Raw genomic sequence first — 25658 nt, 5'->3', positions numbered from 1 at the left:
CCTTCGCCCGCCGCCCGGATAGGGCGTGCATGGTAAATCGAATTCAGTGTCCTCGTTCAGCCAACGGCGTGATTTTCGTTGAGTCTATGGATGCCAGCGGTGCCAGTCATTCCGTCCCAGTTATCACCGCGACCTTCACGCCAGCCGTTGATCCAGGCTTGGCGAACAGAAGGAAGATTGAAGGGGCAAAGTTCGCGGGATTTGCCGGTGACCCCGTATTGGTAGCCACGTGAATATGCTCTTTCCAACGGATCACGCTTAAGTCTTCTCATAGGGTGTTGCCCTCACTTGTTGACTGTAATGTCCCGTCGGCCTCTCCGAGGCCGGGCAGAGTCTTTCTGCCGGTGTGCGCTCGCTGCCGGCGTGGCGAGCTGAAAGTGCCACCTCGTTGCGAAGTGGCCTGAGACCAGTTCTATCGAATGCGAGTCACCGTGTGAATGATCGATTTGTCATAAGCACGTAACCTTTCCAAGGGTGAGGGGATAAGTAAATAAATGCGACTCAACCTTGTTTAGCGTTGAGCCCGCTATGTTCAGGGTTTGCCGATGATTGACGCCATTTCGCCAGCGTTGCTCGCGGATGACAGAAATAATTTGAAATGCGACGAAGGGTCACATCGGCCCCGGTATCGCCAGAATTTTTCGTACTGCCTGATGATCTAAGCTGTCTTTGCCACTGGGCCAAGCACAGATCGGTCAGGCGGCCCGGCCTTTCACCGCACGCGCGCGTGCCGGGAAAGGCCACCCGCACGCCTGCTGGAAAGGTGTGCGGGCAAACATCGCGGGGCGATGCGTCGCCCCGTCAGTCAAATAGCCCAAGGCGCTGGATTACTCATGTCGGACCGTTTCGAACTTTACCTCACCTGCCCCAAAGGCCTGGAAGGCCTGCTTGCCGAAGAGGCACGGGGCCTCGGCCTGGATGACGTGCGCGAGCACACCTCGGCCATTCGCGGCGCCGCCGACATGGAAACCGCCTACCGCCTGTGCCTGTGGTCACGCCTGGCCAACCGGGTGCTGCTGGTACTCAAGCGCTTCTCCATGAAGAACGCCGACGACCTCTACGACGGCGTGCACGCGGTCGACTGGGCCGATCACCTGGCAGCCGACGGCACCCTGGCGGTGGAGTTCAGCGGCCATGGCTCGGGCATCGACAACACTCACTTCGGTGCGCTGAAGGTCAAGGACGCGATCGTCGACAAGCTGCGCAACCGCGAAGGCCTGCGCCCGTCGGTGGAAAAGATCGACCCTGATGTGCGCGTGCACCTGCGCCTGGACCGTGGCGAAGCCATTCTCTCCCTCGACCTTTCCGGGCACAGCCTGCACCAGCGTGGCTACCGCCTGCAGCAAGGTGCCGCGCCGCTGAAGGAAAACCTGGCGGCGGCGGTGCTGATCCGCGCCGGCTGGCCGCGCATTGCCGCCGAAGGTGGCGCGCTGGCTGACCCAATGTGCGGTGTGGGTACCTTCCTGGTCGAAGCGGCGATGATCGCCGCCGATATCGCGCCCAACCTCAAGCGTGAACGCTGGGGCTTCAGTGCCTGGCTCGGCCATGTACCGGCGTTGTGGCGCAAGGTGCATGACGAGGCGCAGGCGCGGGCACAGGCCGGCCTGGCCAGGCCACCACTGTGGATCCGTGGCTACGAGGCCGACCCGCGGCTGATCCAGCCAGGCCGCAACAACGTCGAGCGTGCCGGCCTGGGCGACTGGGTGAAGATCTACCAGGGCGAAGTCAGCACCTTCGAGCCGCGCCCGGACCAGAACCAGAAAGGCCTGGTCATCAGCAACCCGCCCTATGGCGAGCGCCTGGGTGACGAAGCCAGCCTGCTGTACCTCTACCAGAACCTCGGCGAGCGCCTGCGCCAGGCCTGCATGGGCTGGGAGGCGGCGGTATTCACTGGCGCGCCGCAGCTGGGCAAGCGCATGGGCATTCGCAGCCACAAGCAGTACGCGTTCTGGAACGGCGCCTTGCCGTGCAAGCTGCTGCTGTTCAAGGTGCAGCCCGACCAGTTCGTTACCGGCGAGCGCCGCGAGGCGCAGCCTGAAGGCGCGGAAAGCCGCCAGCAGGCAGCACCGGCCAGCGAGCCGGCGCGCCTGTCGGAAGGGGCGCAGATGTTCGCCAACCGCCTGCAGAAAAACCTCAAGCAACTGGGCAAGTGGGCCCGCCGCGAGCAGGTCGATTGCTACCGCTTGTACGATGCCGACATGCCCGAGTACGCCTTGGCGGTCGACCTGTACCAGGATTGGGTGCACGTGCAGGAATACGCCGCGCCACGTTCGGTCGACCCGGACAAGGCCCAGGCACGCCTGCTCGACGCGCTGGCAGCCATCCCGCAGGCCCTGGGCATTTCGCCGCAGCGTGTGGTGCTCAAGCGTCGCGAGCGGCAGAGCGGCACGCGCCAGTACGAGCGCCAGGCAACCGAAGGCCGCTTCCAGGAAGTGAACGAGGGCGGCGTCAAGCTGCTGGTCAACCTCACCGACTACCTCGACACCGGCCTGTTCCTCGACCATCGCCCGATGCGCATGCGCATCCAGCGCGAAGCAGCCGGCAAGCGCTTCCTCAACCTGTTCTGCTACACCGCCACGGCCACCGCGCATGCGGCCAAGGGCGGCGCGCGCAGCACCACCAGCGTCGACCTGTCGAAAACCTACCTGGACTGGGCGCGGCGCAACCTGGCGCTCAATGGCTTCTCCGAGCGCAACCGCCTGGAGCAGGGCGATGTGATGGCCTGGCTGGAGGGCAACCGCGACAGCTACGACCTGATCTTCATCGACCCGCCGACTTTCTCCAACTCCAAGCGCATGGAAGGCGTGTTCGACGTGCAGCGTGACCACGTGCAGCTGCTGGACCTGGCCATGGCCCGCCTGGCGCCGGGTGGCGTGCTGTATTTCTCCAACAACTTCCGCAAGTTCCAGCTGGACGAGCACCTGATGGCGCGTTACGCGGTGGAGGAAATCACGGCCCAGACCCTGGACCCGGACTTCGCCCGCAATAACCGTATCCATCGCGCCTGGCGTCTGCAGCTTCGTTGAGGCGACGAGGTACATTGCGCGGCTAATGGCCAATAGCTATAACTGAGGGCAGGGCAAGATAATCCGCAGGACGCTGACGTGACGAGATGGGTGTATGTCAAAGGGTGGCGTGCGTGCGCGGTTGCTTGGCCTGTGCACAGAGGCGGTGTCCGCCTGGGCGGTGGCCCTGGTCGCCCTGGTCGTGGGCGGCCTGTTGACGGCCGTCCTGGCGTTAGCCACGCAAACCTTCTACAAGCAGCAGCTGCGCCAGCGCTTCGAGCTGCTGGCCAGCGAGCGTTTCAGCCGTATCGCCGAGCGGTTTGACGAACAGCAGCAGCGCCTTGACGGGCTGCGGCGGTTTTTCAGCTTTTCCAACGAAATCACCCCACACGAGTTCGACGGCTACGCCAGGCCATTGCTGCAGCGGACCCTGGCCTACGCCTGGGCGCCGCGTATCGAAGCCGCGCAACGCGCCGAGTTCGAGCGCCAGGCCAGTGCGCATTCCGGCCCGGGCTATGTGATCCGCGACCAGGATGAGCAAGGCCAGTGGCGGCCATCCCCCCAGCGCGACCATTACTTCCCGGTGCTCTATACCCAGTCGGGTGAATTGCCCGGGCTGCCCTATGGGCTGGACCTCGCCGGCCAGGAAGTGCCCCTGGCGGCACTGGCGCGGGCGCTGGGGCCGGGCAGCATGGCGGTGTCCGAGCCACTGCCCATGTTCGATACCAGCTCGGATGCGCGTGGCCTGCTGATGGTGGCGCCGGTGTTTTCCGATGCCAACCCCCGCGGCGCGGCAGTGGGCTATGTGATGGCCTTGCTGAGCATGCGTGAACTGGTCAGTGACGGGCGCCCGGTTTCGACAGACGATAACCTGGTGGTGCGTATCGTCGACCCCACCGGGCTACATGGCCCCGAGGTGATGTTCGATTCGCAGAACCCGGTCGCACCCCTGCCGCTGGCTACCAACCAGCTGTTGCACCTGGCTGATCACCACTTCCAGCTGAGTATCCGGCCGAGCCTGGCCTTCGTGCGCGCCAACCGTTCCTCCGCAGTGCTGGCGGTGAGCCTGCTGGGCGGCTTGTTGAGCCTGCTGCTCAGTGTCTTGCTCTACAGCTTGTTCAGCCAGCGCCAGCGCGCCTTGGCCCTGGTCGAGCAGCGCACCGCCGAGCTGCGGGTCAGCGAGCAATCCCTGCGTGGCACCCACAACCAGCTGCGCAGCGTGCTGGATGCCGCAACCCAGGTGGCGATCATCGCCACCAACCTCAAGGGTGTGGTCAGCACCTTCAACGCCGGCGCCGAGCGCATGCTCGGTTACCCCGCCAGTGAGGCGATCGGCCAGCTGCGCCTGGAAGACCTGGTGCTGCCCGAGGAGTTGAGCCTGCGTGCCCATGCCTTGAGCCTGCGTTACGGCCGGCCGATTGAAGGTGGCCAGGCCATGTTCGCCGAAACGGTGCAGGAGCATGGCGCCGAGCCGGGGGAATGGACCTTGTTGCGCGCCGATGGCAGCCAACTGGTGGCCAACATGCTGGTCACCGCCATGCTCGATGAACAGGGGTTGTGGGTCGGTTACCTGGCGATCTGCATCGATGTCACTGAACGGCGGCGGGTGCATGAGGCGCTGGCGGCGCGTGACCGCCTTCTGGAAAAGCTCAGTGCCGAGGTGCCGGGCGGCATCTACCAGTACCGCCTGGATGGCAACGGCCATTCCTGTTTTCCGTACGCCAGCATGGGCCTGTACGACATCTACGAAGTCGACCTGCAGCAGTTGCGCGAGGATGCCACGGCGGTGTTCGAGCGCATCCACCCGGATGACCTTGAGCGCGTGCGCCGCTCGGTGCGTTACTCGGCCGAACACCTGTCGCCCTGGCGCGAGGAATACCGGGTCTGCCTGCCGCGTGCCGGGCTGCGCTGGGTGCGTGGCGAGGCGACACCGGAGGTGGGCGAGCAGGGCTGCACCTTGTGGCATGGCTACCTGACCGACATTTCCGACCTCAAGGGCGTGGAGGAAGAGTTGCGTGCGCTGTCGGTGACCGACTCGTTGACCGGCATCCATAACCGCCGTTACTTCCAGGAGCGGCTCAAGCTCGAACTGGAACGGGCCCAGCGCGATGGCCAGGCACTGGCGGTGATCATGCTCGATATCGATCACTTCAAGCGCATCAACGACCATTTCGGGCATGCCGTCGGCGACCGCGTGCTGCGCAGCCTGTGCCTGCGTATCGGCCAGCGTTTGCGACGTACCGATGTGTTCTGCCGGCTGGGCGGCGAGGAATTCATGGTGCTGTGCCCGGGCAGCGATGCCGAGCAGGCGCGGCTGCTGGCGCTGGAGCTGTGGCAAGGGGTGCGCAATGTGCCGGTGGAAGGCGTGGGCAGGGTGACCGCGAGTTTTGGTGTGGCGGGCTGGCGACCGGGGGAAGGGGCCGATGCCTTGCTGTTGCGGGCTGATGCAGGCGTTTATGCGGCCAAGCAGGCCGGGCGGGACCGGGTGGAGGGGGAGTTGGCCTGACAGCTTTCAGTTGCCAATGCCGGCCCTTTCGCGGCTAAAGCCGCTCCCACAGGGACATCACAGGTCTTGAACCCTGCACTGTACATGTAGGAGCGGCTTTAGCCGCGAAGAGGCCGGTACCGGCTAACGATCAGTTGGCCGCTGTGCTGCCGGCCAGTTTCGGCTGGCGATAAAGGTCCAGCAGCACCTGGTCGAGCACCTGCGAGGCGCCCCACGGTTTCGGATCGTTGAGGATCGCCGCCACCGCCCAGGTATGGCCGTTGCTGTCACGGCTGAAGCCGGCAATTGCCCGCACGGTGTTCAGCGTGCCGGTCTTGATGTGCCCTTCGCCGGTCATGGCGGTACGCTTCAGGCGCTTGCGCATGGTGCCGTCCATACCCACCAGCGGCATCGAGCTCATGAACTCGGCAGCATAGGGGCTCTTCCAGGCGGCCTGCAGCATCGCGGCCATCTCCCGGGTGCTGACCCGTTCGGCGCGCGACAGGCCGGAACCGTTTTCCATCACCAGGTGCGGCGCGGTAATGCCCTTCTTCGCCAGCCACTGGCGCACCACGCGCTGGGCGGCGCGGGCGTCGTCACCGTCGGCATCGGTGCGGAACTGCGCGCCAAGGCTCAGGAACAGCTGCTGGGCCATGGTGTTGTTGCTGTACTTGTTGATGTCGCGGATCACTTCCACCAGGTCTGGCGAGAAGGCACGGGCCAGCAGGCGAGCGCCCTTGGGCACGTTCTCGAAGCGGTCGCCACCCTGGATGCTGCCACCCAGTTCGTTCCAGATCGCGCGCACGGCACCGGCGGCGTAGGTTTGGTGGTCGAGCAGCGACAGGTAGGTCTGCGAGTTGCAGCCGTCACCCAGCTGGCCGCTGACCGTTACGCTGATGCCATCGGCCTGCTGCACCGGGTTGTAACGCACATCACCCGAGCACTGTTTGGAGGCCACCGCCTTGACCTGGTTGTCGATACGGATGCTGGCAATCGGCGGTTCGACCGCGATGGTGACCTTGCCGCCATCGTTGCGGGCCACGAAGCGCAGGGCCTTGAGGTTGACCAGCAGCGAGTCGGGCTTGACCAGGAACGGCTTGTTCTCATCGCCGCCGTCGTCGTTGAACTGCGGCAGGTTGGGCTGCACGAAGTGGCTGCGGTCCAGCACCAGGTCGCCGGTGATGGTGCGCACGCCATTGGCGCGCAGGTCACGCATCAGCAGCCACAGCTTCTCCATGTTCAGTTTGGGGTCGCCGCCACCCTTGAGGTACAGGTTGCCGTTGAGTACACCGTTGCTCAGGGTGCCATCGGTGTAGAACTCGGTTTTCCACTGGAAGGTCGGGCCGAGCAGTTCGAGGGCGGCGTAGGTGGTGACCAGTTTCATGGTCGAGGCCGGGTTGACCGAGACATCGGCATTGAACACGGTCGGTGTGCCGGGGCCGTCCAGCGGCAGCATCACCAGCGACAGGGCAGAATCCTGCAGCTTGTTGGCCTTGAGGGCCTGCTGCACCTTGGCAGGCAGCGTGGTGTTGACGGCGGCGGCCTGGCTGGGCAGGGCGAGTGGCAACAGCAGGCCGGCAAGAACGAGGGGACGAAGCGTTTTGATCATGATCGATAAATACCCTACGGCGAGGGAAAAGGGCATTGGGGCTGTAAGGGATGATGGCCCCAGGGTGAAAGAATACGCATTATGCCCCAAGCGCAGCGACGATGCGCCACGTTCGACGGAAAAGCACCCCCAATAAAAAAGGCCACCCCTGAGGGTAATGCCTGTCAGTCAAGTAATTGGGGCCGCTTTGCGGCCCATCGCCGGCAAGCCAGCTCCCACAGGGATTGCGCAATTCCTGAGTTCTGCGCATACCTGTGGGAGCTGGCTTGCCGGCGATGGGCTGCATAGCAGCCCCATTAACGCTATCTGACAGGCATTACCCTTGGGGTGGCCTTTTCAGCGATCGAGCCGGGCCGGTATTACTCGGCCTTGTTGATCGGCTTTTCCGGGTACCAGGCGTCCAGCAGCGGGCTGACTTCGATCTTGGTCAGTTCGCTACGGCCTTTGAGCCAGGCTTCAACGGCTGCACGCTGTTCTTCGCTGACCGAGCCACGTTTGACCGAGCACACCAGGCCGAAATCGTCACCGCCTACATAGTCCAGGCCGTTGGCGTCCATGGCTTCTGCCAGGAACGCGTCGAGGAAAGCATCGATTGCCTGGTCATCCAGATCTTCCTTGAATTCCAGGTTCAGCTCGAAGCCCAATTCCTGAAACTCGTCGACACACAGCTTCTTGCGCAGACGACGGGAGCGGTTTGTGGCCATGAAACAATCCTCTTAGGTAATAACGCCGCGCAGTCTACCAGTTAACACGCTTGGCTGCCTGCCTGTGTGCAGGTGCCTGTGGCCAGTTCCTTGGCCAGGGCACGTTCTACCCGGCACATATGCCGCGCCAGTGCCTGGCGCCGCAGGCGTAACTGGTCGGGAGGCAAGCCGCTTGCCTCCAGGGCTTCGCAGGCCTTCATCAGCGCGGGGGCTTCCAGCATCCGCGCGGCGCTGAGCACCTTGTGCGCCTGTTCGGCAATGGCATCGCTGTCGCGCTGCGGATGCAATGCCATCAAGGTGGCCAGGTCGGCCTGCAGGCTCTGCTGCAATGCCTGCAGGAAGCGCTGGCGGTCGTTCGGGTCATGCCCGACCACTGTGGCCAGGCCGTCCAGGTGGTACAGCTTGCGCCGCGGTTTGTGCTGGCGGCGCGGGCGGATGCCGGCCAGGCGCTGGCTGAGCGTGCCCAGGCTGATGGGCTTGAGCAGGCAGTCGTCCATGCCCGCGCTCAGGCACTTTCGGCGTACCTCCGGCTGTGCGTTGGCGGTGTAGCCGAGAATGGTGCAGCGCGGCCGCTTGCCATGGCGTTCCTCGGTACGTACGGCGGTAGCCAGCTGGTAGCCGTTCATGTGCGGCATGTTGCAGTCGAGCACCAGCACATCGAAGTCGCCCGCCCGCCAGGTGGCCAGGCCTTCGCGACCGTCGCGGGCGCTGGTGTGCTCCAGCCCCAGGTAGCCAAGCTGCTGTGCCATCAGTTGCAGGTTGGCCGGGTGGTCGTCGATCACCAGCACGTTCAGCCGTGGGTCGGGCACATCGAGGTTCTCTATCAGCGGGGCCGGCTGCGCCGCAGCGTCAACCCGCTGCAGCGGCATTTTCAGGCGTACCTGGGTGCCGACATCCTCCAGGCTCTTGATGGTCAGGCTGCCGCCCATCATTTCGCACAGGTTGCGACAGATGGCCAGGCCCAGCCCGGTACCCGCGCGGGCGCTCTGGCTATGCGGGTTGGCCTGGATGAACGGGTTGAACAGGCGTTGCAGGTCGTCGGCGTGGATACCGATGCCACTGTCGCGCACTTCCAGCTCCAGCACGGCGGGGGTAGTGCTGCCGTCGTCCACCAGGCCGACGCAGATGCGCACCTGGCCATGCTCGGTGAACTTGATGGCGTTGCTCACCAGGTTGGACAGGACCTGCTTGAAACGCAAGGGGTCGAGCAGGGCATGGCAGCGTGCGGCCGGTGCGATCATCACCTCCAGGGCCAGGCCTTTCTGCCGCGCCTGGCCTTCGAAAATGCGCCCCACCGATTCGACCAGGGCCGCCAGGTCGACGGCCTCCGGGGCGAGGGACAAGTGCCCCGACTCGATGCGCACGATGTCGAGGATATCGCCGATCAGGCCCAGCAGGTCCTTGGCCGAGTGGTGGGCCAGCTCCAGCGCGCAACGGTCTACCCGGCCTTGGTCGGCACGCTTGACTGCCAGTTCGAGCATGCCGATGACCGCATTCATCGGGGTGCGGATTTCGTGGCTGATGGTGGCCAGGAAGGTGCTTTTGGCGCGGTTCGCATCGTCGGCCTGCTGCTTGGCCTGGCGCAGCTCCATGACCAGATGGCGGCGCTCGCTGATGTCGATCCAGCCACCGATGATGCCTTGCACCTCACCCAGTGAGTCGCGGTACGGCAGGATCCAGTGGTAGATGGTCATCTCCCGGCCCTGGATCCGTAGTGGCCGGTCCATGATCAGTGGCGAGCCTTCGGCCATCACCTTCAGGTAGTCGGCGTGGATCTGCCGGGTCTGCTCGAAATCGGCGAACAGGCTCCCCTCCAGGTTCTTGCCGATGACCTCTTCGGAGCGGGCCTGCACGGCTTCCAGGTAGCTGTAGTTGCAGCTTTGCAGGCGGCCCTCGCGGTCACGCACGTACATGGGGTGGGGCGTGCCGTTGAGCAGGGCGCGCATGAACGCCAACTGGTCGTTCAGCGCCCGTTCGGCGCGTTGCCGCTGGCGAATCTGCAGGCGCAGGCGGGCGTTCCACAGCAAGGCCAGCAGCAACAGCACGGCGGTGCCCAGTACCACCTGAATCGCCAGCCGACGGTAGCCCTGGTCGTTGCCATCCTCGTGCAGGCTGAAGCCGCGCCAGCGGTTGTTGATGACCCCCAGTTCTTCCGGCGAGATGCTCAGCAGCGCCTTGTCGAGGATCGACACCAGCGCCTGTGACGGGGCACTGGTGGCCATGGCGAAGTTGGCGGGTTCGCTGCCGACGGTAGCCCGGATGACCAGTTCGGGGTTGCCGGCCAGCGCGTGGTTGGCGTCGATCAAGGTGGTGATCACCGCATCGACGGCACCGCTGTTGAGCAACGCCATGGAATAGAACGAGCTTTCGGTCTCGACCCAGCCGATTTGCGGATAGTGCCGCGACAGCATGGCGTCCATGGCGCTGTAGCGGGTAATGGCGATGCGATGCCCTTGCAGCTGTTCCAGCGAGGTGAAGGGTTGTTTGTCCTTGCGGCTGACCAGCACATAGGCGCTTTCCAGGTAGGGCTGGCTGATTTGCAGGTCGTCTTCGTTCACCCCGCCGGTGGCCAGTGCGGCGATGACATCGGCGCGGCCATCCTTGAGGCGGGCAATCATGTCGGCAAGGCCGCTGGCGCGCTGCACTTCGAAACGCAAGCCGGTGCGCAGGCGAAGGAGCTCGAGCAGGTCGGCGGTGATGCCGCGAAAATGCCCCGAACCATCGAAGTAGGAGACCGGTGCAGCGGTGTCATCGATTGCCACGCGCATCACCGGGTGGTCTTTCAGCCATTGTTCTTCGGTGTCGGTCAGTTGCAGCTTGCGGTCGGTCAGCAGCAGGTCGCTACCGGCGCTCCAGCGCTTGAAGATACTGGCGCGTATGGCCGAGGTCTGTCTGTCCAGGGTGGCGTTCACCATCTCCATCAGCACCCTGTCCTCGTGGCGCAGGGCAAAACCGAAGCCGATGGCTTCGTGCTTGCCGAAACTGGCCATGCGCAGGCGCGGCAGGTGGCCGCGATTGAGCTGGTAGTGGGTGGAAATGGTATCGCCGATGAACACGTCGGCCTGGCCGAACGCCACGGCACTCAGGGCCTGGCTGGACGAGCCGAAGGCCAGCAGCTCGGCCTTGGGGTAGGCGCTTTTCACCTCCTGCCGGGGCAGGTAGTGGTAGAGCATGCCCAGGCGCATGCCAGCCAGGCCCATGTCCAGCGCCCGGCTTTCGTCCTCGCGCGTTACCAGCACCGGTTGGTCGATGGCATAGGGGTGCGACAGGGCCAGGCCATCGCTGGCCGCTTCGTAGCCATTGGAGCTGCCAAGCAGGTCGATGTCACCCTGCCGGAGCGCCTCCACCGCCGCTTGCCGGCTGGAAAAACGCAGCACTCGCACGGGCAACTGCAGGGCCTTGCCGATCAGGCTCGCATACTCGGCGGTAAGGCCTTGGTAGTCGCGGCCCCCACTGGTGATGTCGAACGGCGGGTAGTCTGGTGCCGAGGTACCCAGCACCAGTTCCTGACGGCCTTCGAGCCATTGCCGTTGTTCGCTGGTGAGGGCAGGCAGTGCCGGCCTGGCCGATGAGCGTGCCAGCAAGGTATAGGACGAAGCTTCGTGATGGGTAGCCTGTGCCGCGCCGCTGAACAGGAGCAGGGTGAGCAGCAGGCGAACGATAAGGTGCGCCATGACTACCCTCAGACCAGCGCGTTGCGTTTGGCCATTTCAATCAGGTCGACCAGCGTATTGACCTGAAGTTTGTGCATGAGGCGCTTCTTGTAGGTACTGACAGTCTTGCTGCTGAGGAACATGCCTTTGGCAATTTCCTTGTTGCTGCGGCCTTGGGCGAATAGTTGCAGTACCATCAGTTCGCGGTCATTTACCTGGCGGAAAAGTTGCAAGTCGGCATCTACCGCCTGGTCATGCTTGATTGCCTGGCTGGGGAAGTAGTTGTAACCGGCCAGCACGGCCTTGATTGCACTGAGCAGTTCGCTCAGGTCTTCCTGCTTGCACACGTAGCCTGCAGCACCCGAGTGCATGCAGCGTACGGCAAACAATGCGGGAGACTGCGCGGTCAGCACCAGCACCTTCATGGGCAGGGCCATGGCCTGGAACCGGGCAAGCACCTCCAGCCCATCCAGCTTGGGGATGCTGATGTCGAGGATGACCAGGTCGGGCGCGGTTTCGCGAATCATCTGCATGGCGTCCACGCCGTTGTCCGACTCGCCGACAACCTTGTAATTCTGGTTTTCCAGCAACATACGGACGGCCAGGCGGATGACGGGATGATCGTCGACGATAAATATGGAATGCATGTTCAACTTCCCTGCGGGCTATTGAGGGTGACAGGCGGCACCATATCGCAGTTGGAAGTCATCGGGCATGCGAGGAAGGGCTATTAGCCCTATATGGGAAATGGCTTACAAGATAAAACAAAACGGGCTACGAGGCAGGCGCGTTTAACTCGATGTCAAAGCGTGATTGGTAACTTTTCATTTATTCTTATTCGTGCTGTTTAACTTGCCGCCAATATATGTAGGAAGTTTCCCACAATACACGGTACAGCTCCGGGCGATGCCCGGGCTGCACCGGCAGGGCTCAGGTCGGGCTGGAGCGCCCGGTCATTTCCCGGGCCATTTCGCTGGCATAGCTGTCGGTCATCCCGGCGATGAAGTCGATCATGCGCAGGAAGGCGCTGTGTAGCGAGCCGTGTGGGTCGGGGGCATTGTTGCCGATAAGGTCCAGTACCCGGCGGCTCTTGAACGATGGCGTGCGTCCACCGTGCTGTTCCAGGGCGGCACCGCAGAAGGTGTTCAGCAGAATCTCCAGCGTGGTGTAGGCGCCGATCTCGTGCAGGGTCTTGCGCTTGTCCTGGAAGATCTTGTTGCGTGCCATGTCCTTGGCCTGCAGCACGCAGCGCTTGGCCGGGCCGTGCATGTGTTCGACCAGGTCGCCCGCCAGCTGGCCGGCCAGCAAGGCTTGCTGCTGCTCGACGAAGGCGCGGGCGGCAGCGTTGGTCAGGTGCTCGATGGCCTTGCCGCGCAGGATCGCCAGCTTGCGCCGCCGGGAGTCGCCTGGGCCGAGCTGACGGTAGGTTTCCGGCAGGTCATCGCCGACCAGGTCGAGCAGCAGCGCTTCGACTTCGGCGTACTGCAGCAACTCCATTTCCAGGCCGTCTTCCAGGTCGATCAGCGCGTAGCAGATGTCATCTGCAGCCTCCATCAGGTAGACCAGCGGGTGGCGCGCCCAGCGCTGGTGTTCCAGTTGCGGCAAGCCGAGCTTGCGGGCGATCTGCTCTAGCAGCGGCAGTTCGCTCTGGTAACTGCCGAACTTGTGCTTCTTGTAGCCCAGGGCGTCGGCGTGGCGTGCGCTCCACGGGTACTTCAGGTAAGTGCCGAGGGTGGCATAGGTCAGCCGGGTACCGCCGTCGAACTGGTGGTACTCCAGCTGGGTGAGTACGCGAAAGCCTTGGGCGTTGCCTTCGAAGTTGAGGAAGTCGGCGCGCTCGTCGTCGCTCATGTCGTCCAGCCAGCCACGCCCGGCGGCCTGCTGGAACCAGTGGCGGATGGCGTCTTCGCCAGAGTGGCCGAACGGTGGGTTGCCGATGTCATGGGCCAGGCAGGCCGACTGCACGATCATCCCCAGGTCGCTGGGGGCGCACCAGTCCGGCAGGCTGTCGCGCAGGGTTTCGCCGACGCGCATGCCCAGCGAGCGGCCGACGCAGCTGACTTCCAGCGAGTGGGTCAAGCGTGTGTGGATATGGTCGTTGCTGGAAACCGGGTGCACCTGGGTCTTGCGCCCGAGGCGGCGGAAGGCACCGGAGAAGATGATGCGGTCGTGGTCCTTGTGGAAGGGGCTGCGCCCGAGTTCATCGGCGCTGTACAGGGCTTTGCCCAGGCGTTCGCGGGTGAGCAGGGTGTGCCAGTCCAAGGCGCGGTCTCCTGTGGATCGAGGGGTATAGCTTCCGGTGTCTGGAAGGGCAGCGCAAGGGGTAAGCCTGTAATGGCCCTATCGCCGGCAAGCCGGCTCCCACAGAGATTGCACATGGCTGGAGGCCGATGCGGTCGAGGTGGGAGCCGGCTTGCCGGCGATAGGGCCGGTGCAGTCGACGGAAAACGCTCAGGGGCGGCGGCTGCCTTGCAGGTACAGGCGCAGCAGCGGCAGCAGGCTGGTGCCCAGGCGCAACAGCCGCGCCAGGTTGCCGCTGCGCACACCCTTGCCCGTGAGGAAACCCAGCGCCACCACGGCGCCAATCCCCCACAGCGGCGCATGCTTGATGCCCAGCCCGTCGTGCAACGAGCTGCCCATGCCGCGCACGCGGCGCAGTGGCTCAAGCAACTGCGCGGACTCGTGGCGGATTTCCTGGCGGTGCATTTCCATGCGCAGGCGCAGCAGCGCCTTGCGCAGTTCGCGCGGGTTTCGGGTGTTTGGCAGTTCTGGCAGGCTCATGGCAACAGGCGCTCCCGGTCCTTGGCAAGTTCCTCGAGGGTGGCGCCGAAGGGCGACGACTCGTCGAACACCGCTGCCTTCAGGCGCAGGCCGCAATACAGCGCGGCGATGCCGTAGAACACGCACAGGCCGATGATGCCGGCCAGGCGATAGCTGTCCCACAGCAATACCAGCAACAGCCCGGACAGCGCCGTCAGCAGCAGCAGGGCGAATACCAGGGCCAGGCCGGCGAACAGCAGCAGGCTCAAGGTGCGGCCCTTCTGCTCCTGCAACTCGATGCCGAACAGTTCGATATGGCTGTGCAGCAGCCCCAGGGCAGCCGCGCCCAGGCGCCTGCCCGAGGCGCTGGCGCCGTTGGCGTCGTTCTCCATGGGAACCCCTTAGCGCCGGTTGGCCAGCAGGCCGATCAACAAGCCGACGCCAGCGGCAATGCCGATCGCCTGCCATGGTTTTTCCTGCACGTACTGTTCGGCACTGCCCAGTGCTGCCTGGCCGCGCTCGCGCACCGAGTCCTGGGTCAGCTGCAGGCTTTCGCGGGCCTGGGCCAGGCGTTCGTGGATCTGTTCACGCAACTCGTCAGCCTGGTCGCCGGCCAGGTTGGCGGTGTCGGCCAGCAGCTTCTCGGTGTCGCGGACCAGTGCCTGGAAGTCAGCCATCAATATCTCTTGTGCAGTCTTTGCCGATTTGCTGGCCATGGGTGTCTCCCTGTCGATGAGTGTTGGTAGTTCGAGTGATAGCACGCGCGGAAGGTTCAAGTGCGGGCGCTGGTATGGGCCTTGCTAAGGCTTTGCCACGTTGCGGGGCGCCCCAGGCAGGTATTGCGCCGATTAGGGGCGCCAGCGCAGCGGATACCGATAAACCTTAACCCAATCCACGACAAACCCAAGAAAAAACCACGCAGGCTCCGCCCGGATCACCGAAACCGGGCAGGGGGCTGGCACCGATTCGGTGCAGGGATGCAGGTTCTTGAACTGTCCTGGTGCCTTTTTCAGCAGGTCTGCCTATTTCATGGAAAACATGCACAGCGCGATGGACTCCCTGGTCCACGGTTCCAACACCCTGTTCATTCTCATGGGCGCCATTCTGGTGCTGGCCATGCACGCCGGCTTCGCGTTTCTCGAAGTGGGCACGGTGCGCCACAAGAACCAGGTCAACGCCTTGTCGAAAATTCTCAGCGACTTCGCTATCTCGGCATTGGTGTACTTCTTCATCGGCTACTGGATCGCCTACGGGGTCAACTTCTTCCAGCCAGCGGCGGCGCTGGCGGCCGACCATGGCTATGCGCTGGTCAAGTGCTTCTTCCTGCTGACCTTTGCAGCGGCGATCCCTGCGATCATCTCCGGGGGCATCGCCGAGCGGGCGCGCTTCGTGCCGCAACTGTGTGCCACGGCGTTGATCGTGGCGTTCATCTACCCGTTCTTCGAGGGCGTGGTGTGGAACGGCAACCTGGGCGTTCAGGCCTGGTTGCAGGCACGCTTCGGCGCGCCGTTCCATGACTTTGCCGGCTCGGTGGTGGTGCATGCCATGGGTGGCTGGCTGGCGCTGGCGGCGGTGCTGCTGCTGGGCGCGCGCCGCGGGCGCTACCGCGATGGCCGGCTGGTGGCGTTTGCGCCGTCGAGCATTCCTTTCCTGGCATTGGGGTCGTGGATCCTGATCATCGGCTGGTTCGGCTTCAACGTCATGAGTGCCCAGACCTTGCAGGGTGTCAGCGGCCTGGTGGCGATCAACTCGCTGATGGCCATGGTCGGTGGCACCCTGTCGGCCTTGCTGGCCGGGCGTAACGACCCGGGCTTTCTGCATAACGGGCCGCTGGCCGGGCTGGTAGCGGTTTGTGCCGGTTCCGACCTGATGCACCCCATTGGTGCGCTGGCCACCGGCCTGGTGGCGGGCGCGCTGTTCGTCTGGACCTTCACTGCGGCGCAGAACCGCTGGAAGATCGACGATGTGCTGGGTGTGTGGCCGTTGCATGGCCTGTGCGGTGTCTGGGGTGGCATGGCCTGCGGCATCTTCGGCCAGGAGGTGCTGGGTGGCATGGGCGGTGTCAGCCTGGTCAGCCAGTTGCTGGGCAGCCTGATGGGCGTGGTGGTGGCATTGGCCGGCGGTTTTGCCGTGTATGGTGCAATCCGCGCGCTGCATGGGCTGCGCTTGAGCCATGAGCAGGAGTTCCAGGGCGCGGACCTGTCGCTGCACCGTATCGGCGCCACCAGCCAGGATTGAGCCAGGTCAGGTGCACGGACGGCAGGACGGACCTAGAATAGGTTTCTCCCTGCCAAAGCGGACTTGCCCCCATGCTGCCTGAATGCCAACTGTTCGGCACCCTCGGCTGCCACCTGTGTGAAGTGGCCGAGGCCGTGCTGATGCCCTTCGTCGACCATGGCCTGCTGGTGGAACTGGTCGACATTGCCGAGAACGAAGCCCTGTTCGAACGCTATGGCCTGATCATTCCGGTGCTGCGCCGCTGTGACAATGGCGCCGAGCTGCACTGGCCGTTCGATGCCGAACAGGTGGTGGCGTTTCTCGCGCAGTAATCGCGCCAGGGGAGGTCTGTCCCTGCTCCATGCGGTGTGCTGCGTTGTGATGATCCGCTGCCGGCACGTTGAGGCCGGCATCCTTCACCGGTCATCAGGAACCCAGCCATGCGTATTTCCCCCCATTTCACCCTCGATGAAATGACCATTTCGCAGCTCGCCGCCAGGGAAGGGCTCGACAACAATCCTCCAGCCGAAGCGCGTGCCAACCTGCAGTTGCTGTGCAATGCACTGGAGCAGGTGCGTGCGCTGTTCGGTGCACCAGTCATCGTCAGCAGCGGCTATCGCAGCCCCGCAGTGAACCAGCGCATTGGCGGGGCGCTGACGAGCAAGCATCTGCTGGGGCTGGCGGCTGACTTCACGGTGATTGAAGTGAGCCCGCGCGAGGTGGTGCGCCGGATCAGCGAAAGCGCCATCCCCTTCGACCAGTTGATCCTCGAATTCGATGACTGGGTGCACCTGGCCGTGTCGCGTAGCGCCCCCCGGCGCCAGGTGTTGACCATCCGCAAAGGCACCGGCTATCTGCCGGGGCTGCAATGAAGCGCATTGACGGCGCCAAGGGGATATTCGTATGCTGTATATAAATACAGTATCGAGGTGAAGCCATGCTCAATGTCGAGCAACTCAAGTACAGCGTCAACCGCATGCCCGTCGAGCGGGTGGCCGACGCTGTTCTGGAACTGCGCCTCGAAGGCCTGGTGACCGAAGACCGTACGCCGTTCGGCAAGGTCCACTTCAATACCTGCTTCGCCGAGATCGAGGCCCTGTTCCAGCGTGCCGGCTACCACCGTGGGCTGGACGTGGTTGGGTACCAGGGGTTGCTGTATGCCCTCTACGACCCTGGGCGCTGGGAGCCGGTGCAGGTGTTGCGCTGGCTGAAGGAGCGCTGCGAGGCCATTGCCCAGGCTGGTTGAGGGCGCGGGCTTGGGGGATAATGCGCGGCCGTGAACGTTTCGAGCCCTGCCATGACCACGCCTTTCGACCCCGCCCGCCAGCAAGCCAGCACGGTGTGCCTGCCCCCCGGTAACTGGGCGACGGTGCTCGACTGCCTGTGTGACCATTTCAAGGCCATCGACCGCGCCCAGTGGCTCGACCGCTTTGCCCGGGGCCGGGTGCTGGATGCCGAGGGGCGGGCGGTTTCTGCCGCACTGCCTTACAAGCGCGGTATGCGTTTGCACTACTTCCGTGAGGTGCCGAACGAGCGGCCGATCCCGGTGCAGGAGACCGTATTGCATGTGGATGAGCACCTGGTGGTAGCCGACAAGCCGCATTTCCTGCCCGTGACGCCGACTGGTGAATACGTCGAGCAGACCTTGCTGCGCCGCCTGATCCGCCGCCTGGGCAACCCGCATCTGGTGCCGTTGCACCGTATCGACCGGCATACCGCCGGGCTTGTACTATTTTCCGCCAACCCGCAGAGCCGCAGTGCCTACCAGCGATTGTTCCCCGAACGACGTATCGACAAGCGCTACCAGGCCATTGCCGCGGCCATGCCGCAGCACGATTTCCCGCTGGTGCACAAAAGCCGCCTGGTACATGGCGAGCCTTTTTTCCGCATGCATGAGGTAGAGGGGGAGGCCAACAGCGAAACCCTGGCCGAAGTGCTGGAGAAGAATGGCGAGTTGTGGCGTTACGGGCTGTCGCCGGTGACTGGCAAGACCCATCAGTTGCGTGTGCACATGGCGGCATTGGGGGCGGGGATCTGCAATGACCCCTTCTATCCGCAGTTGGTCAACGAAGAGGACGACTACCAGCGGCCGCTGAAGTTGCTGGCGCAGAGCCTGCGCTTTGCAGACCCGCTGAGCGGGGAAGAGCGCTACTTCGAGAGCTGCTTGCAGTTGGATTGGTAATGCTCACACGCTCGTTGCATGAGCAACTGCCGTGAATGCACTCTGAAGGCTTGCGCGGCCCCCTGTGGGAGCGGGTTCACCCGCGAAGAAGCCAGCGCGCTGGATGCCACCGGCTTCGCCGGTGTTCGCGGGTGAACCCGCTCCCACAGTGTTCGCGCAATCTTTTGGATTTTGAGCAAGACAGTTACTCCCACAGGTACGGCGCAGGTATAAAGTGCATGCCGTACCTTCGGAAGCCGCCTTAGCGGTTGAACCGCTCCACCAGCGAGTACTGGGTACCCGCCGTGCTGGTCAGCTCTTCGCTGAGCAGCGCCGAGTGCTGGGCCTGTTCGGCAGTCTGGTCGGCCAGGTCGGCGATGGTGCTGATGTTGCGGCTGATCTCGTCAGCCACTGCAGTCTGCTCCTCGGTCGCTGCAGCAATCTGGGTGGCCATGTCGGTGATGTTGGCCACCGCTTCACTGATGCCCACCAGCGCCTCGTCGGCCTGCATCACACGGTCGACGCCTTCCTGCGCCTGGCGATGGCCGGTTTCCATGGTCAGCACGGCATTGCTGGCGGTTTGTTGCAGCTTGGCGATCAGACCGTGGATCTGCCCGGTGGATTCGGCAGTGCGCTGGGCCAGCTGGCGTACTTCGTCGGCCACCACGGCAAAGCCTCGGCCCATTTCACCGGCACGTGCCGCTTCGATGGCCGCGTTCAGCGCCAGCAGGTTGGTCTGGTCGGCGATGCCCTTGATCACATCGACCACGCCACCAATCTCGTCGCTGTCCTTGGCCAGTTGCGTCACTGTCTGGCCGGTCTCGCCCACCGCCGCCGACAGGCGCTCGATGGCCTCGCGGGTTTCACCGGCAATCTGCCGGCCCTGGCTGGTCAGGCGGTTGGCTTCCTGGGTGGCATCGGCGGTGCGCTGCACGTGGTTGGCCACTTCCTGGGTGGTGGCGGCCATCTGGTTGACCGCAGCGGCAACCTGCTCGGTCTCCACCCGCTGGCGTTCCAGGCCGGAAGAGCTCTTGTGCGCCAACTCGTCGGACTGGCGCGCCTGTTCGCTGAGGTGTTCGGCGCTGTCCTGCAGGCGGGTCAGGCAGGTTTTCATGCGCGCGTCCTGGCTGAGCATGGCCATTTCCAGGCGCGCCTGCACGCCACGGCTGTCGGTGTACATTTGCGCGATCAGCGGGTCGGAAGTGGTCTGTTCGGCCAGGCGCAGCAGGCGCTTGAGGCCGCGCTGCTGCCAGCTCAGGCCCAGCAGGCCCAGCGGTACGGAAAGCCCGGCAGCCAGGGCGAAGCCCCAGGAATGGCCCAGCCAGTTGCCGATCAGGAAGCCCACCTGGCTGATCAGGATGAACGGCAACCAGTCCTGCAGCACCGGCAGCCACTTGTCCCGGCGTGGTACCGGCGGCTTGCCCTGGTTGATGCGCTGGTACAGCGCCTCGGCGCGGCGGACCTGCTCGGCGGTAGGCTTGACCCGCACCGACTCGAAGCCGACCACCTGGTTGTTGTCGAAGATCGGCGTGACATAGGCGTTGACCCAGTAGTGGTCACCGGACTTGCAGCGGTTCTTGACGATACCCATCCACGGCTGGCCCTGCTTGAGGGTTTGCCACATGTGGGCAAACACCGCTGGCGGCACATCGGGGTGGCGCACCAGGTTGTGCGGCGCACCGGTCAGCTCTTCGCGGGTGAAACCACTGATCTCGATGAAGGCATCGTTGCAGTAAGTGATCACACCTTTGGCATTGGTGGTGGAGATCAACCGCTGCTGGGCAGGGAAAGTCCGTTCTCTCTGGGTAATCGGCTGGTTGTTACGCATGGGTTGATAGTCCGCAGGGCTTTCGACAGGTATCGGCAAGCCGCTGGTTTTATTGAATGAATAATTAATGTGCTTGATCTGTGGCAATAAGCCATCGCTTGATCTGGGTTAGCCAGCGAGCACGTTCAAGCAAGTTGGCGTCATTATTGCGTTTTTACTGCTGTTTCATGACGTATAAGTCGAATGATGACCGATTAGCTAGCCAAGAGCCAGCATCGGATAGCTGAACAGGGTGAAGTGCACCAGGTTCAGGCCGAAATGGCAGAGCACCGCCGCCGCTACGCCGCCCCAGCGGTACGCCAGGCCGTAGCCGATACCGGCAAGGGTGGCCAGGTACACCCATTGCCAGCCGGCCCCCAGGTGGGCCAGGCCGAACAGCAAGGCGGCGGCGAATAACGCCAACCCTTGGTGGCGCAGCAGCCGTTGCAGGCCGGCCTGGATGTAACCGCGGAACAACAGTTCTTCGGTCAGGCTTACCAGCAGCAGGTTGTTCAGCAGCCAGAGCCAGGCCTGGTCGGGCCATTTCGGGGCCCAGGCCAGCATGCCCAGTGCCCAGGCGCCGCCCAGGCAGGCGAGCAGGGTGAGGGGCAGGGCGTACAGCAGGCTGGTCGCCAGGCCCTGGCTGCGCCACAGGAACAGCCAAGGGCAGGCCAGCAGCAGCCAGGCGCCGATCAGCGGTTTGTCCAGGTTCAGGTACATCGTGAAGGGCAGGGCGCCGGGGCTGAGGACAACGCCGTCGATGACCTTGGCAGCGTTGAAGCCGGGCAGCCAGTGCAATGCCAGGGCGATGGCCAGGAGGATGAACAACGTGTGGCCGAGGGCTTGTTGCCAGCGCTGGGGGCGGCGAGCGAGCAAGGCGCTGGCAAGCAGGGCGAGAAAGGTGGGCAGGGTGGTGATGCCGAGGTTGCCCTGGCTCAGGGCGAGGGTGTAGCCGAGTGCCAGGAGTGAAAGTGCGATCAGGTGGAAGCGAGGCACGAGTAGTCCTTCTCGTTGAACAATATTGGGGCCGCTGCGCGGCCCATCGCCGGCAAGCCAGCTCCCACAGGGATAGCATCAAGGCTGAGGGCTGTACTTACCTGTGGGAGCTGGCTTGCCGGCGATGGGCTGCACGGCAGCCCCAAGCATACGCGCCTCAACCAGCTATCAGCTGACGCAACACATAATGCAATATCCCCCCTGCCTTGAAGTACTCCACCTCATTCACGGTATCGATCCGGCACAGCACCTCGATCTGCTCCTGCTGCCCATCCTCGCGGGTGATGCGCAAGGGCAGGCTCATGCCTGGGCGGATCTGTGCGCCGTTCAAACCCAGCACATCGATCTTCTCCCTGCCGGTCAGCCCCAGTTGCTTGCGGTTGTGCCCGGCCTTGAACTGCAGCGGCAGTACGCCCATGCCTACCAGGTTGGAGCGGTGAATGCGCTCGAAGCTTTCCGCCAGTACCGCCTTGACCCCCAGCAGGTTGGTGCCCTTGGCGGCCCAGTCGCGGCTCGAGCCGGTGCCGTATTCCTGGCCGGCGATCACCACCAGCGGAGTGCCTTCCTGCTGGTAGCGCATGGCCGCGTCGTAGATCGACAGCTTCTCGCCACTGGGCACGTGCAGGGTGTTGCCACCTTCTTCGCCCGCCAGCATTTCGTTGCGGATGCGGATGTTGGCGAAGGTGCCGCGCATCATCACTTCATGGTTGCCACGCCGCGAGCCGTAGGAGTTGAAGTCGTGGGGCTCCACGCCCTGCTCACGCAGGTAGCGCCCGGCCGGGCTGTCGGCCTTGATGTTGCCGGCCGGGGAAATGTGGTCGGTGGTCACCGAGTCACCCAGCAGCGCCAGAATTCGCGCACCCTGGATGTCGGTGATCTGCGGGGGTGGCCCGCCGATGTCGTCGAAGAACGGCGGATGCTGGATATAGGTGGAGTCGGCCTGCCACACGTAGGTGGCCGCCTGCGGTACCTCGATGGCCTGCCACTGTGCATCGCCGGCGAACACCTCGGCATATTCCTTGTGGAACATCGCCGTGTCGACCTTGGCCACGGCAGCGGCGATTTCCTGCTGGCTGGGCCAGATATCGCGCAGGTACACCGGCTGGCCATCCTTGCCGGTGCCCAACGGGTCGCAGGTCAGGTCCAGGCGCACGCTGCCGGCCAGGGCATAGGCCACCACCAGCGGCGGCGAGGCCAGCCAGTTGGTCTTGACCAGCGGGTGCACGCGGCCTTCGAAGTTGCGGTTGCCCGACAACACCGAAGCCACCGTGAGGTCGGCGCTGCCGATGGCTTTTTCGATCGCTTCATCCAGCGGGCCGGAGTTGCCGATGCAGGTGGTGCAGCCATAGCCGACCAGGTCGAACCCCAATTGGTCCAGGTAAGGGCTGAGCCCGGCGGCCTTGAAGTAGTCGGTGACCACCTTGGAGCCCGGCGCCAGCGAGCTCTTGACCCAGGGTTTGCGTTGCAGGCCTTTTTCCAGGGCCTTTTTCGCCACCAGCCCGGCGGCCATCATCACGCTGGGGTTGGAGGTGTTGGTACACGAGGTGATCGCGGCAATCACCACGGCGCCATCGCGCAGGGTGTGGGTCTGGCCTTGATGGCTGTAGTCGATCTCCCCGGCCTGGTCGGCGTTGCCCACCGCCACGCCGCCGCCACCTTCGCTTTCCAGGCGGCTGACCTCTTTGGCCAGCGGCTTGGGTTGCAGTTCGATGAAGTGGTCGAAGGCCTGGCTGACCTGGCCCAGGGCTACCCGGTCCTGCGGCCGCTTGGGCCCTGCCAGGCTGGCCTCGACCTCATGCATGTCCAGCGCCAGGCTGTCGCTGAACAGTGGCTCCTGGCCGGGCTTCCGCCACAGGCCCTGGGCTTTGCAGTACTGCTCGACCAGTTGCACGGTCGCCTCGGGGCGGCCGGACAGGCGCAGGTAGTCCAGGGTCACCTGGTCAACCGGGAAGAAGCCGCAGGTGGCGCCGTATTCCGGGGCCATGTTGGCGATGGTCGCACGGTCGGCCAAGGGCAGCTCGGCGAGGCCATCACCATAGAACTCGACGAACTTGCCCACCACGCCCTTCTTGCGCAGCATCTGGGTCACCGTCAGCACCAGGTCGGTGGCGGTGATGCCTTCGCCCAGCTTGCCGGTCAGCTTGAAGCCGATCACTTCGGGGATCAGCATCGACACTGGTTGGCCGAGCATGGCTGCCTCCGCTTCGATGCCGCCCACGCCCCAGCCGAGCACGCCCAGGCCATTGATCATGGTGGTATGCGAATCGGTACCGACCAGGGTGTCGGGGAAGGCGTAGGTGCGTCCATCGGCTTCACGGGTCCAGACGGTGCGGCCGAGGTATTCGAGGTTGACCTGGTGGCAGATGCCGGTGCCCGGCGGTACCACGCGGAAGTTGTCGAAGGCGCTCTGGCCCCAGCGCAGGAAGGCATAGCGCTCGCCGTTGCGCTGCATTTCGATGTCGACGTTCTCGCTGAAGGCCTGCGGCGTGCCGTAGCGGTCTACCATCACCGAATGGTCGATCACCAGGTCCACGGGTGACAGCGGGTTGATCCGCTGCGGGTCGCCGCCGGCCTTGGCCATGGCTGCGCGCATGGCGGCCAGGTCGACCACGGCCGGCACACCGGTGAAGTCCTGCATCAGCACCCGCGCCGGGCGGTACTGGATCTCGCGGTCGGAGCGTCGCTCGCCCAGCCATTGGGCGAGGGCGCGCAGGTCGTCGCCGGTGACGGTCTTGCCGTCTTCCCAGCGCAGCAGGTTTTCCAGCAGCACCTTCAGCGACATGGGCAGGCGCTGCAGGTCGCCCAGTTGGCGGGCGGCTTCGGTGAGGCTGAAGTAGTGGTAGGTCTGGTCACCGACCTTTAGGGGTTTGAGGGTATTCAGGCTATCGAGCGAGGGCATTGCCAACTCCTTCTGCGCCGGTGCCTGGCAAGATCTGCCGGTGGCACCGCTCTGTATCGATCCGCACGGCACGGACCTGGCTGAAAGGTCAGGTTAGACCGCTTTGCGCCACCTGACCCTTTTCTGGACCGGCGGGGCGTGTCGCAGGTTCCGATCTTCCTTTATCATCGCCGCCCTGCCGGCGCCTGTGGCGCGCCAGCCGTAGTGGAGTGAGAGATGAATACCCTGTTCATGCATTGCCGGCCCGGTTTCGAGGGTGAGGTGTGCGCCGAAATCAGCGAACATGCTGCCCGCCTGGGTGTTGCCGGCTATGCCAAAGGCAAGCCGCAAAGCGCCAGTGCCGAGTTTGTCTGTAGCGAGGAGGGCGGTGCCGAGCGCTTGATGGGGGAACTGCGCTTCAACCAGCTGATCTTCCCGCGGCAGTGGGCCCGTGGCGGTTATGTCGAACTGCCGGAAAGCGACCGCATCAGTGTGCTGCTGGCGCACCTGGCCGGGTTCCCGGTGTTTGGCAGCCTGTGGCTGGAGGTGCTGGACAGCAACGAAGGCAAGGAACTGTCTACCTTCTGCCGCAAGTTCGAGGTGCCGCTGCGCAAGGCTTTGGAAAAGGCCGGGCGCCTGGTCGACGACCCCAGCCGCCCACGCCTGCTGCTCACCTTCATCAGCGGCCGCCGGGTATTTGCCGGTGTTGCCCCGGCCAACAACAGTGCGCTTTGGCCCATGGGCATCCCGCGCCTGAAATTCCCCCGCGAGGCACCCAGCCGCTCGACGCTCAAGCTGGAAGAGGCCTGGCACCAGTTCATCCCGCGCGAGCAGTGGGAGCAGCGCCTGGGCGATGACATGACCGGGGTCGACCTGGGGGCCTCGCCGGGTGGCTGGACCTACCAGCTGGTGCGCCGGGGCATGCTGGTGACCGCCATCGACAACGGGCCGATGGCCGAAAGCCTGATGGACACCGGGTTGGTCCAGCACCTGATGGCTGATGGTTTCACCTGGCAACCGAAGCAGCCGGTGGACTGGATGGTGTGCGACATCGTCGAGAAACCGGCGCGTACTACCTCGCTGATCGAGACCTGGCTGGGCGAGGGGTTGTGCCGTGAAGCTGTGGTCAACCTGAAGCTGCCGATGAAACAGCGCTATGCCGAAGTACGCCGGCTGCTCGACCGCATGGAGGCGACCTTCAAGGCGCGCAAGATCAAGGTGTCGATTGCTTGCAAGCAGCTGTATCACGACCGCGAGGAAGTGACCTGCCATCTGCGCCGGTTGGACTTGAAGCCGCGCTAGCACAGCGAACCGCTTTGCTCTTGCTCTTGCTCTTGCTCTTGCTTCGGTTTTTGCTTCTAAGCGCGCGATAGTTCAGGCGCC

The 25658-nt window shown here is 64.2% G+C and carries 20 protein-coding genes; 8 read left to right on the top strand and 12 right to left on the bottom strand.

Annotation, left to right across the window (positions count from 1 at the left end; genetic code table 11):
• Positions 1–56 precede the first annotated feature (56 nt).
• Positions 57–272 (bottom strand): ribosome modulation factor, encoded by a 216-nt coding sequence (rmf, locus tag RYH74_RS10215; RefSeq protein ID WP_003248687.1) that lies wholly within the window; start codon positions 270–272, stop codon positions 57–59.
• 561 nt (positions 273–833) lie between these two features.
• Here rmf and rlmKL point away from each other — a divergent pair.
• Together rlmKL and RYH74_RS10205 are read left to right on the top strand one after the other, a co-directional pair.
• Positions 834–3026, top strand: coding sequence for a bifunctional 23S rRNA (guanine(2069)-N(7))-methyltransferase RlmK/23S rRNA (guanine(2445)-N(2))-methyltransferase RlmL (gene rlmKL, locus RYH74_RS10210; protein WP_075044197.1), 2193 nt, complete (start codon positions 834–836; stop codon positions 3024–3026).
• Between the two features lie 94 nt (positions 3027–3120).
• Positions 3121–5511, top strand: a complete 2391-nt coding sequence (locus RYH74_RS10205; RefSeq protein ID WP_286101344.1) for a diguanylate cyclase — start codon at positions 3121–3123, stop codon at positions 5509–5511.
• 130 nt (positions 5512–5641) lie between these two features.
• Here the strand turns inward: RYH74_RS10205 and dacB are convergent, their stop codons facing one another.
• The 8 genes from dacB to RYH74_RS10165 form a co-directional block, all read right to left on the bottom strand.
• Positions 5642–7099 carry a D-alanyl-D-alanine carboxypeptidase/D-alanyl-D-alanine-endopeptidase gene (gene dacB / locus RYH74_RS10200; RefSeq protein WP_025338294.1) on the bottom strand — a complete coding sequence of 486 codons (1458 nt, stop codon included), beginning with the start codon at positions 7097–7099 and terminating at the stop codon, positions 5642–5644.
• 359 nt (positions 7100–7458) lie between these two features.
• Complete coding sequence (locus RYH74_RS10195; RefSeq protein WP_004376110.1) at positions 7459–7803, bottom strand: YggL family protein; 345 nt, start codon at positions 7801–7803, stop codon at positions 7459–7461.
• Positions 7804–7844: 41 nt separating this feature from the next.
• Entirely contained in the window at positions 7845–11477 is a 3633-nt protein-coding gene (locus tag RYH74_RS10190) for an ATP-binding protein (protein WP_317409342.1), read from the bottom strand.
• Between the two features lie 8 nt (positions 11478–11485).
• The gene (locus RYH74_RS10185; protein WP_075044199.1) at positions 11486–12103 is read right to left on the bottom strand and encodes a response regulator transcription factor; all 618 of its coding nucleotides are present in this window, start codon (positions 12101–12103) and stop codon (positions 11486–11488) included.
• A gap of 283 nt (positions 12104–12386) precedes the next feature.
• A complete protein-coding gene (locus RYH74_RS10180) occupies positions 12387–13718 on the bottom strand; it encodes a deoxyguanosinetriphosphate triphosphohydrolase (protein WP_013971681.1) in 1332 nt (443 codons plus the stop codon).
• 189 nt (positions 13719–13907) lie between these two features.
• Positions 13908–14237, bottom strand: a complete 330-nt coding sequence (locus RYH74_RS10175) for a hypothetical protein (protein ID WP_013971682.1) — start codon at positions 14235–14237, stop codon at positions 13908–13910.
• Positions 14234–14608 (bottom strand): phage holin family protein, encoded by a 375-nt coding sequence (locus RYH74_RS10170; RefSeq protein WP_025338297.1) that lies wholly within the window; start codon positions 14606–14608, stop codon positions 14234–14236. The genes RYH74_RS10175 and RYH74_RS10170 overlap by 4 nt, the downstream gene beginning before the upstream one ends.
• A gap of 9 nt (positions 14609–14617) precedes the next feature.
• The gene (locus tag RYH74_RS10165; protein ID WP_075044200.1) at positions 14618–14932 is read right to left on the bottom strand and encodes a YqjD family protein; all 315 of its coding nucleotides are present in this window, start codon (positions 14930–14932) and stop codon (positions 14618–14620) included.
• Between the two features lie 313 nt (positions 14933–15245).
• Between RYH74_RS10165 and RYH74_RS10160 the strand changes: the two genes are divergently transcribed.
• The 5 genes from RYH74_RS10160 to RYH74_RS10140 all read left to right on the top strand — a co-directional run bounded on the left by RYH74_RS10160 (position 15246) and on the right by RYH74_RS10140 (position 18615).
• Positions 15246–16454 carry an ammonium transporter gene (locus RYH74_RS10160; RefSeq protein ID WP_025338299.1) on the top strand — a complete coding sequence of 403 codons (1209 nt, stop codon included), beginning with the start codon at positions 15246–15248 and terminating at the stop codon, positions 16452–16454.
• Between the two features lie 71 nt (positions 16455–16525).
• Positions 16526–16765, top strand: coding sequence for a glutaredoxin family protein (locus RYH74_RS10155; RefSeq protein ID WP_063913871.1), 240 nt, complete (start codon positions 16526–16528; stop codon positions 16763–16765).
• 108 nt (positions 16766–16873) lie between these two features.
• Positions 16874–17305 (top strand): D-Ala-D-Ala carboxypeptidase family metallohydrolase, encoded by a 432-nt coding sequence (locus RYH74_RS10150; RefSeq protein WP_075044201.1) that lies wholly within the window; start codon positions 16874–16876, stop codon positions 17303–17305.
• 65 nt (positions 17306–17370) lie between these two features.
• Positions 17371–17679 (top strand): transcriptional regulator, encoded by a 309-nt coding sequence (locus tag RYH74_RS10145; protein ID WP_075044202.1) that lies wholly within the window; start codon positions 17371–17373, stop codon positions 17677–17679.
• A 51-nt stretch (positions 17680–17730) separates the two neighbouring features.
• Positions 17731–18615 (top strand): pseudouridine synthase, encoded by an 885-nt coding sequence (locus RYH74_RS10140; RefSeq protein WP_085664996.1) that lies wholly within the window; start codon positions 17731–17733, stop codon positions 18613–18615.
• Between the two features lie 241 nt (positions 18616–18856).
• Here the strand turns inward: RYH74_RS10140 and RYH74_RS10135 are convergent, their stop codons facing one another.
• The 3 genes from RYH74_RS10135 to acnA form a co-directional block, all read right to left on the bottom strand.
• Positions 18857–20422 carry a methyl-accepting chemotaxis protein gene (locus RYH74_RS10135; protein WP_025338303.1) on the bottom strand — a complete coding sequence of 522 codons (1566 nt, stop codon included), beginning with the start codon at positions 20420–20422 and terminating at the stop codon, positions 18857–18859.
• 198 nt (positions 20423–20620) lie between these two features.
• Positions 20621–21397 (bottom strand): CPBP family intramembrane glutamic endopeptidase, encoded by a 777-nt coding sequence (locus RYH74_RS10130; protein ID WP_025338304.1) that lies wholly within the window; start codon positions 21395–21397, stop codon positions 20621–20623.
• 157 nt (positions 21398–21554) lie between these two features.
• On the bottom strand, positions 21555–24296 hold the full coding sequence (gene acnA / locus RYH74_RS10125; protein WP_317409340.1) for an aconitate hydratase AcnA: 2742 nt from the start codon (positions 24294–24296) through the stop codon (positions 21555–21557).
• 216 nt (positions 24297–24512) lie between these two features.
• Between acnA and rlmM the strand changes: the two genes are divergently transcribed.
• Entirely contained in the window at positions 24513–25577 is a 1065-nt protein-coding gene (gene rlmM / locus RYH74_RS10120; protein ID WP_085589413.1) for a 23S rRNA (cytidine(2498)-2'-O)-methyltransferase RlmM, read from the top strand.
• Positions 25578–25658 lie beyond the last annotated feature (81 nt).

Source organism: Pseudomonas sp. LSJ-87 (genome assembly GCF_032971465.1).
Lineage (GTDB): Bacteria > Pseudomonadota > Gammaproteobacteria > Pseudomonadales > Pseudomonadaceae > Aquipseudomonas > Aquipseudomonas putida_Z.
This window is presented reverse-complemented; position numbering and strand designations above follow the sequence as displayed.

Coding starts and splice junctions, on each gene's coding strand:
- rmf (WP_003248687.1), bottom strand. CDS start 272: ATGAGAAGACTTAAGCGTGATCCGTTGGAAAGAGCATATTCACGTGGC.
- rlmKL (WP_075044197.1), top strand. CDS start 834: ATGTCGGACCGTTTCGAACTTTACCTCACCTGCCCCAAAGGCCTGGAA.
- RYH74_RS10205 (WP_286101344.1), top strand. CDS start 3,121: ATGTCAAAGGGTGGCGTGCGTGCGCGGTTGCTTGGCCTGTGCACAGAG.
- dacB (WP_025338294.1), bottom strand. CDS start 7,099: ATGATCAAAACGCTTCGTCCCCTCGTTCTTGCCGGCCTGCTGTTGCCA.
- RYH74_RS10195 (WP_004376110.1), bottom strand. CDS start 7,803: ATGGCCACAAACCGCTCCCGTCGTCTGCGCAAGAAGCTGTGTGTCGAC.
- RYH74_RS10190 (WP_317409342.1), bottom strand. CDS start 11,477: ATGGCGCACCTTATCGTTCGCCTGCTGCTCACCCTGCTCCTGTTCAGC.
- RYH74_RS10185 (WP_075044199.1), bottom strand. CDS start 12,103: ATGCATTCCATATTTATCGTCGACGATCATCCCGTCATCCGCCTGGCC.
- RYH74_RS10175 (WP_013971682.1), bottom strand. CDS start 14,237: ATGAGCCTGCCAGAACTGCCAAACACCCGAAACCCGCGCGAACTGCGC.
- RYH74_RS10170 (WP_025338297.1), bottom strand. CDS start 14,608: ATGGAGAACGACGCCAACGGCGCCAGCGCCTCGGGCAGGCGCCTGGGC.
- RYH74_RS10165 (WP_075044200.1), bottom strand. CDS start 14,932: ATGGCCAGCAAATCGGCAAAGACTGCACAAGAGATATTGATGGCTGAC.
- RYH74_RS10160 (WP_025338299.1), top strand. CDS start 15,246: ATGGAAAACATGCACAGCGCGATGGACTCCCTGGTCCACGGTTCCAAC.
- RYH74_RS10155 (WP_063913871.1), top strand. CDS start 16,526: ATGCTGCCTGAATGCCAACTGTTCGGCACCCTCGGCTGCCACCTGTGT.
- RYH74_RS10150 (WP_075044201.1), top strand. CDS start 16,874: ATGCGTATTTCCCCCCATTTCACCCTCGATGAAATGACCATTTCGCAG.
- RYH74_RS10145 (WP_075044202.1), top strand. CDS start 17,371: ATGCTCAATGTCGAGCAACTCAAGTACAGCGTCAACCGCATGCCCGTC.
- RYH74_RS10140 (WP_085664996.1), top strand. CDS start 17,731: ATGACCACGCCTTTCGACCCCGCCCGCCAGCAAGCCAGCACGGTGTGC.
- RYH74_RS10135 (WP_025338303.1), bottom strand. CDS start 20,422: ATGCGTAACAACCAGCCGATTACCCAGAGAGAACGGACTTTCCCTGCC.
- acnA (WP_317409340.1), bottom strand. CDS start 24,296: ATGCCCTCGCTCGATAGCCTGAATACCCTCAAACCCCTAAAGGTCGGT.
- rlmM (WP_085589413.1), top strand. CDS start 24,513: ATGAATACCCTGTTCATGCATTGCCGGCCCGGTTTCGAGGGTGAGGTG.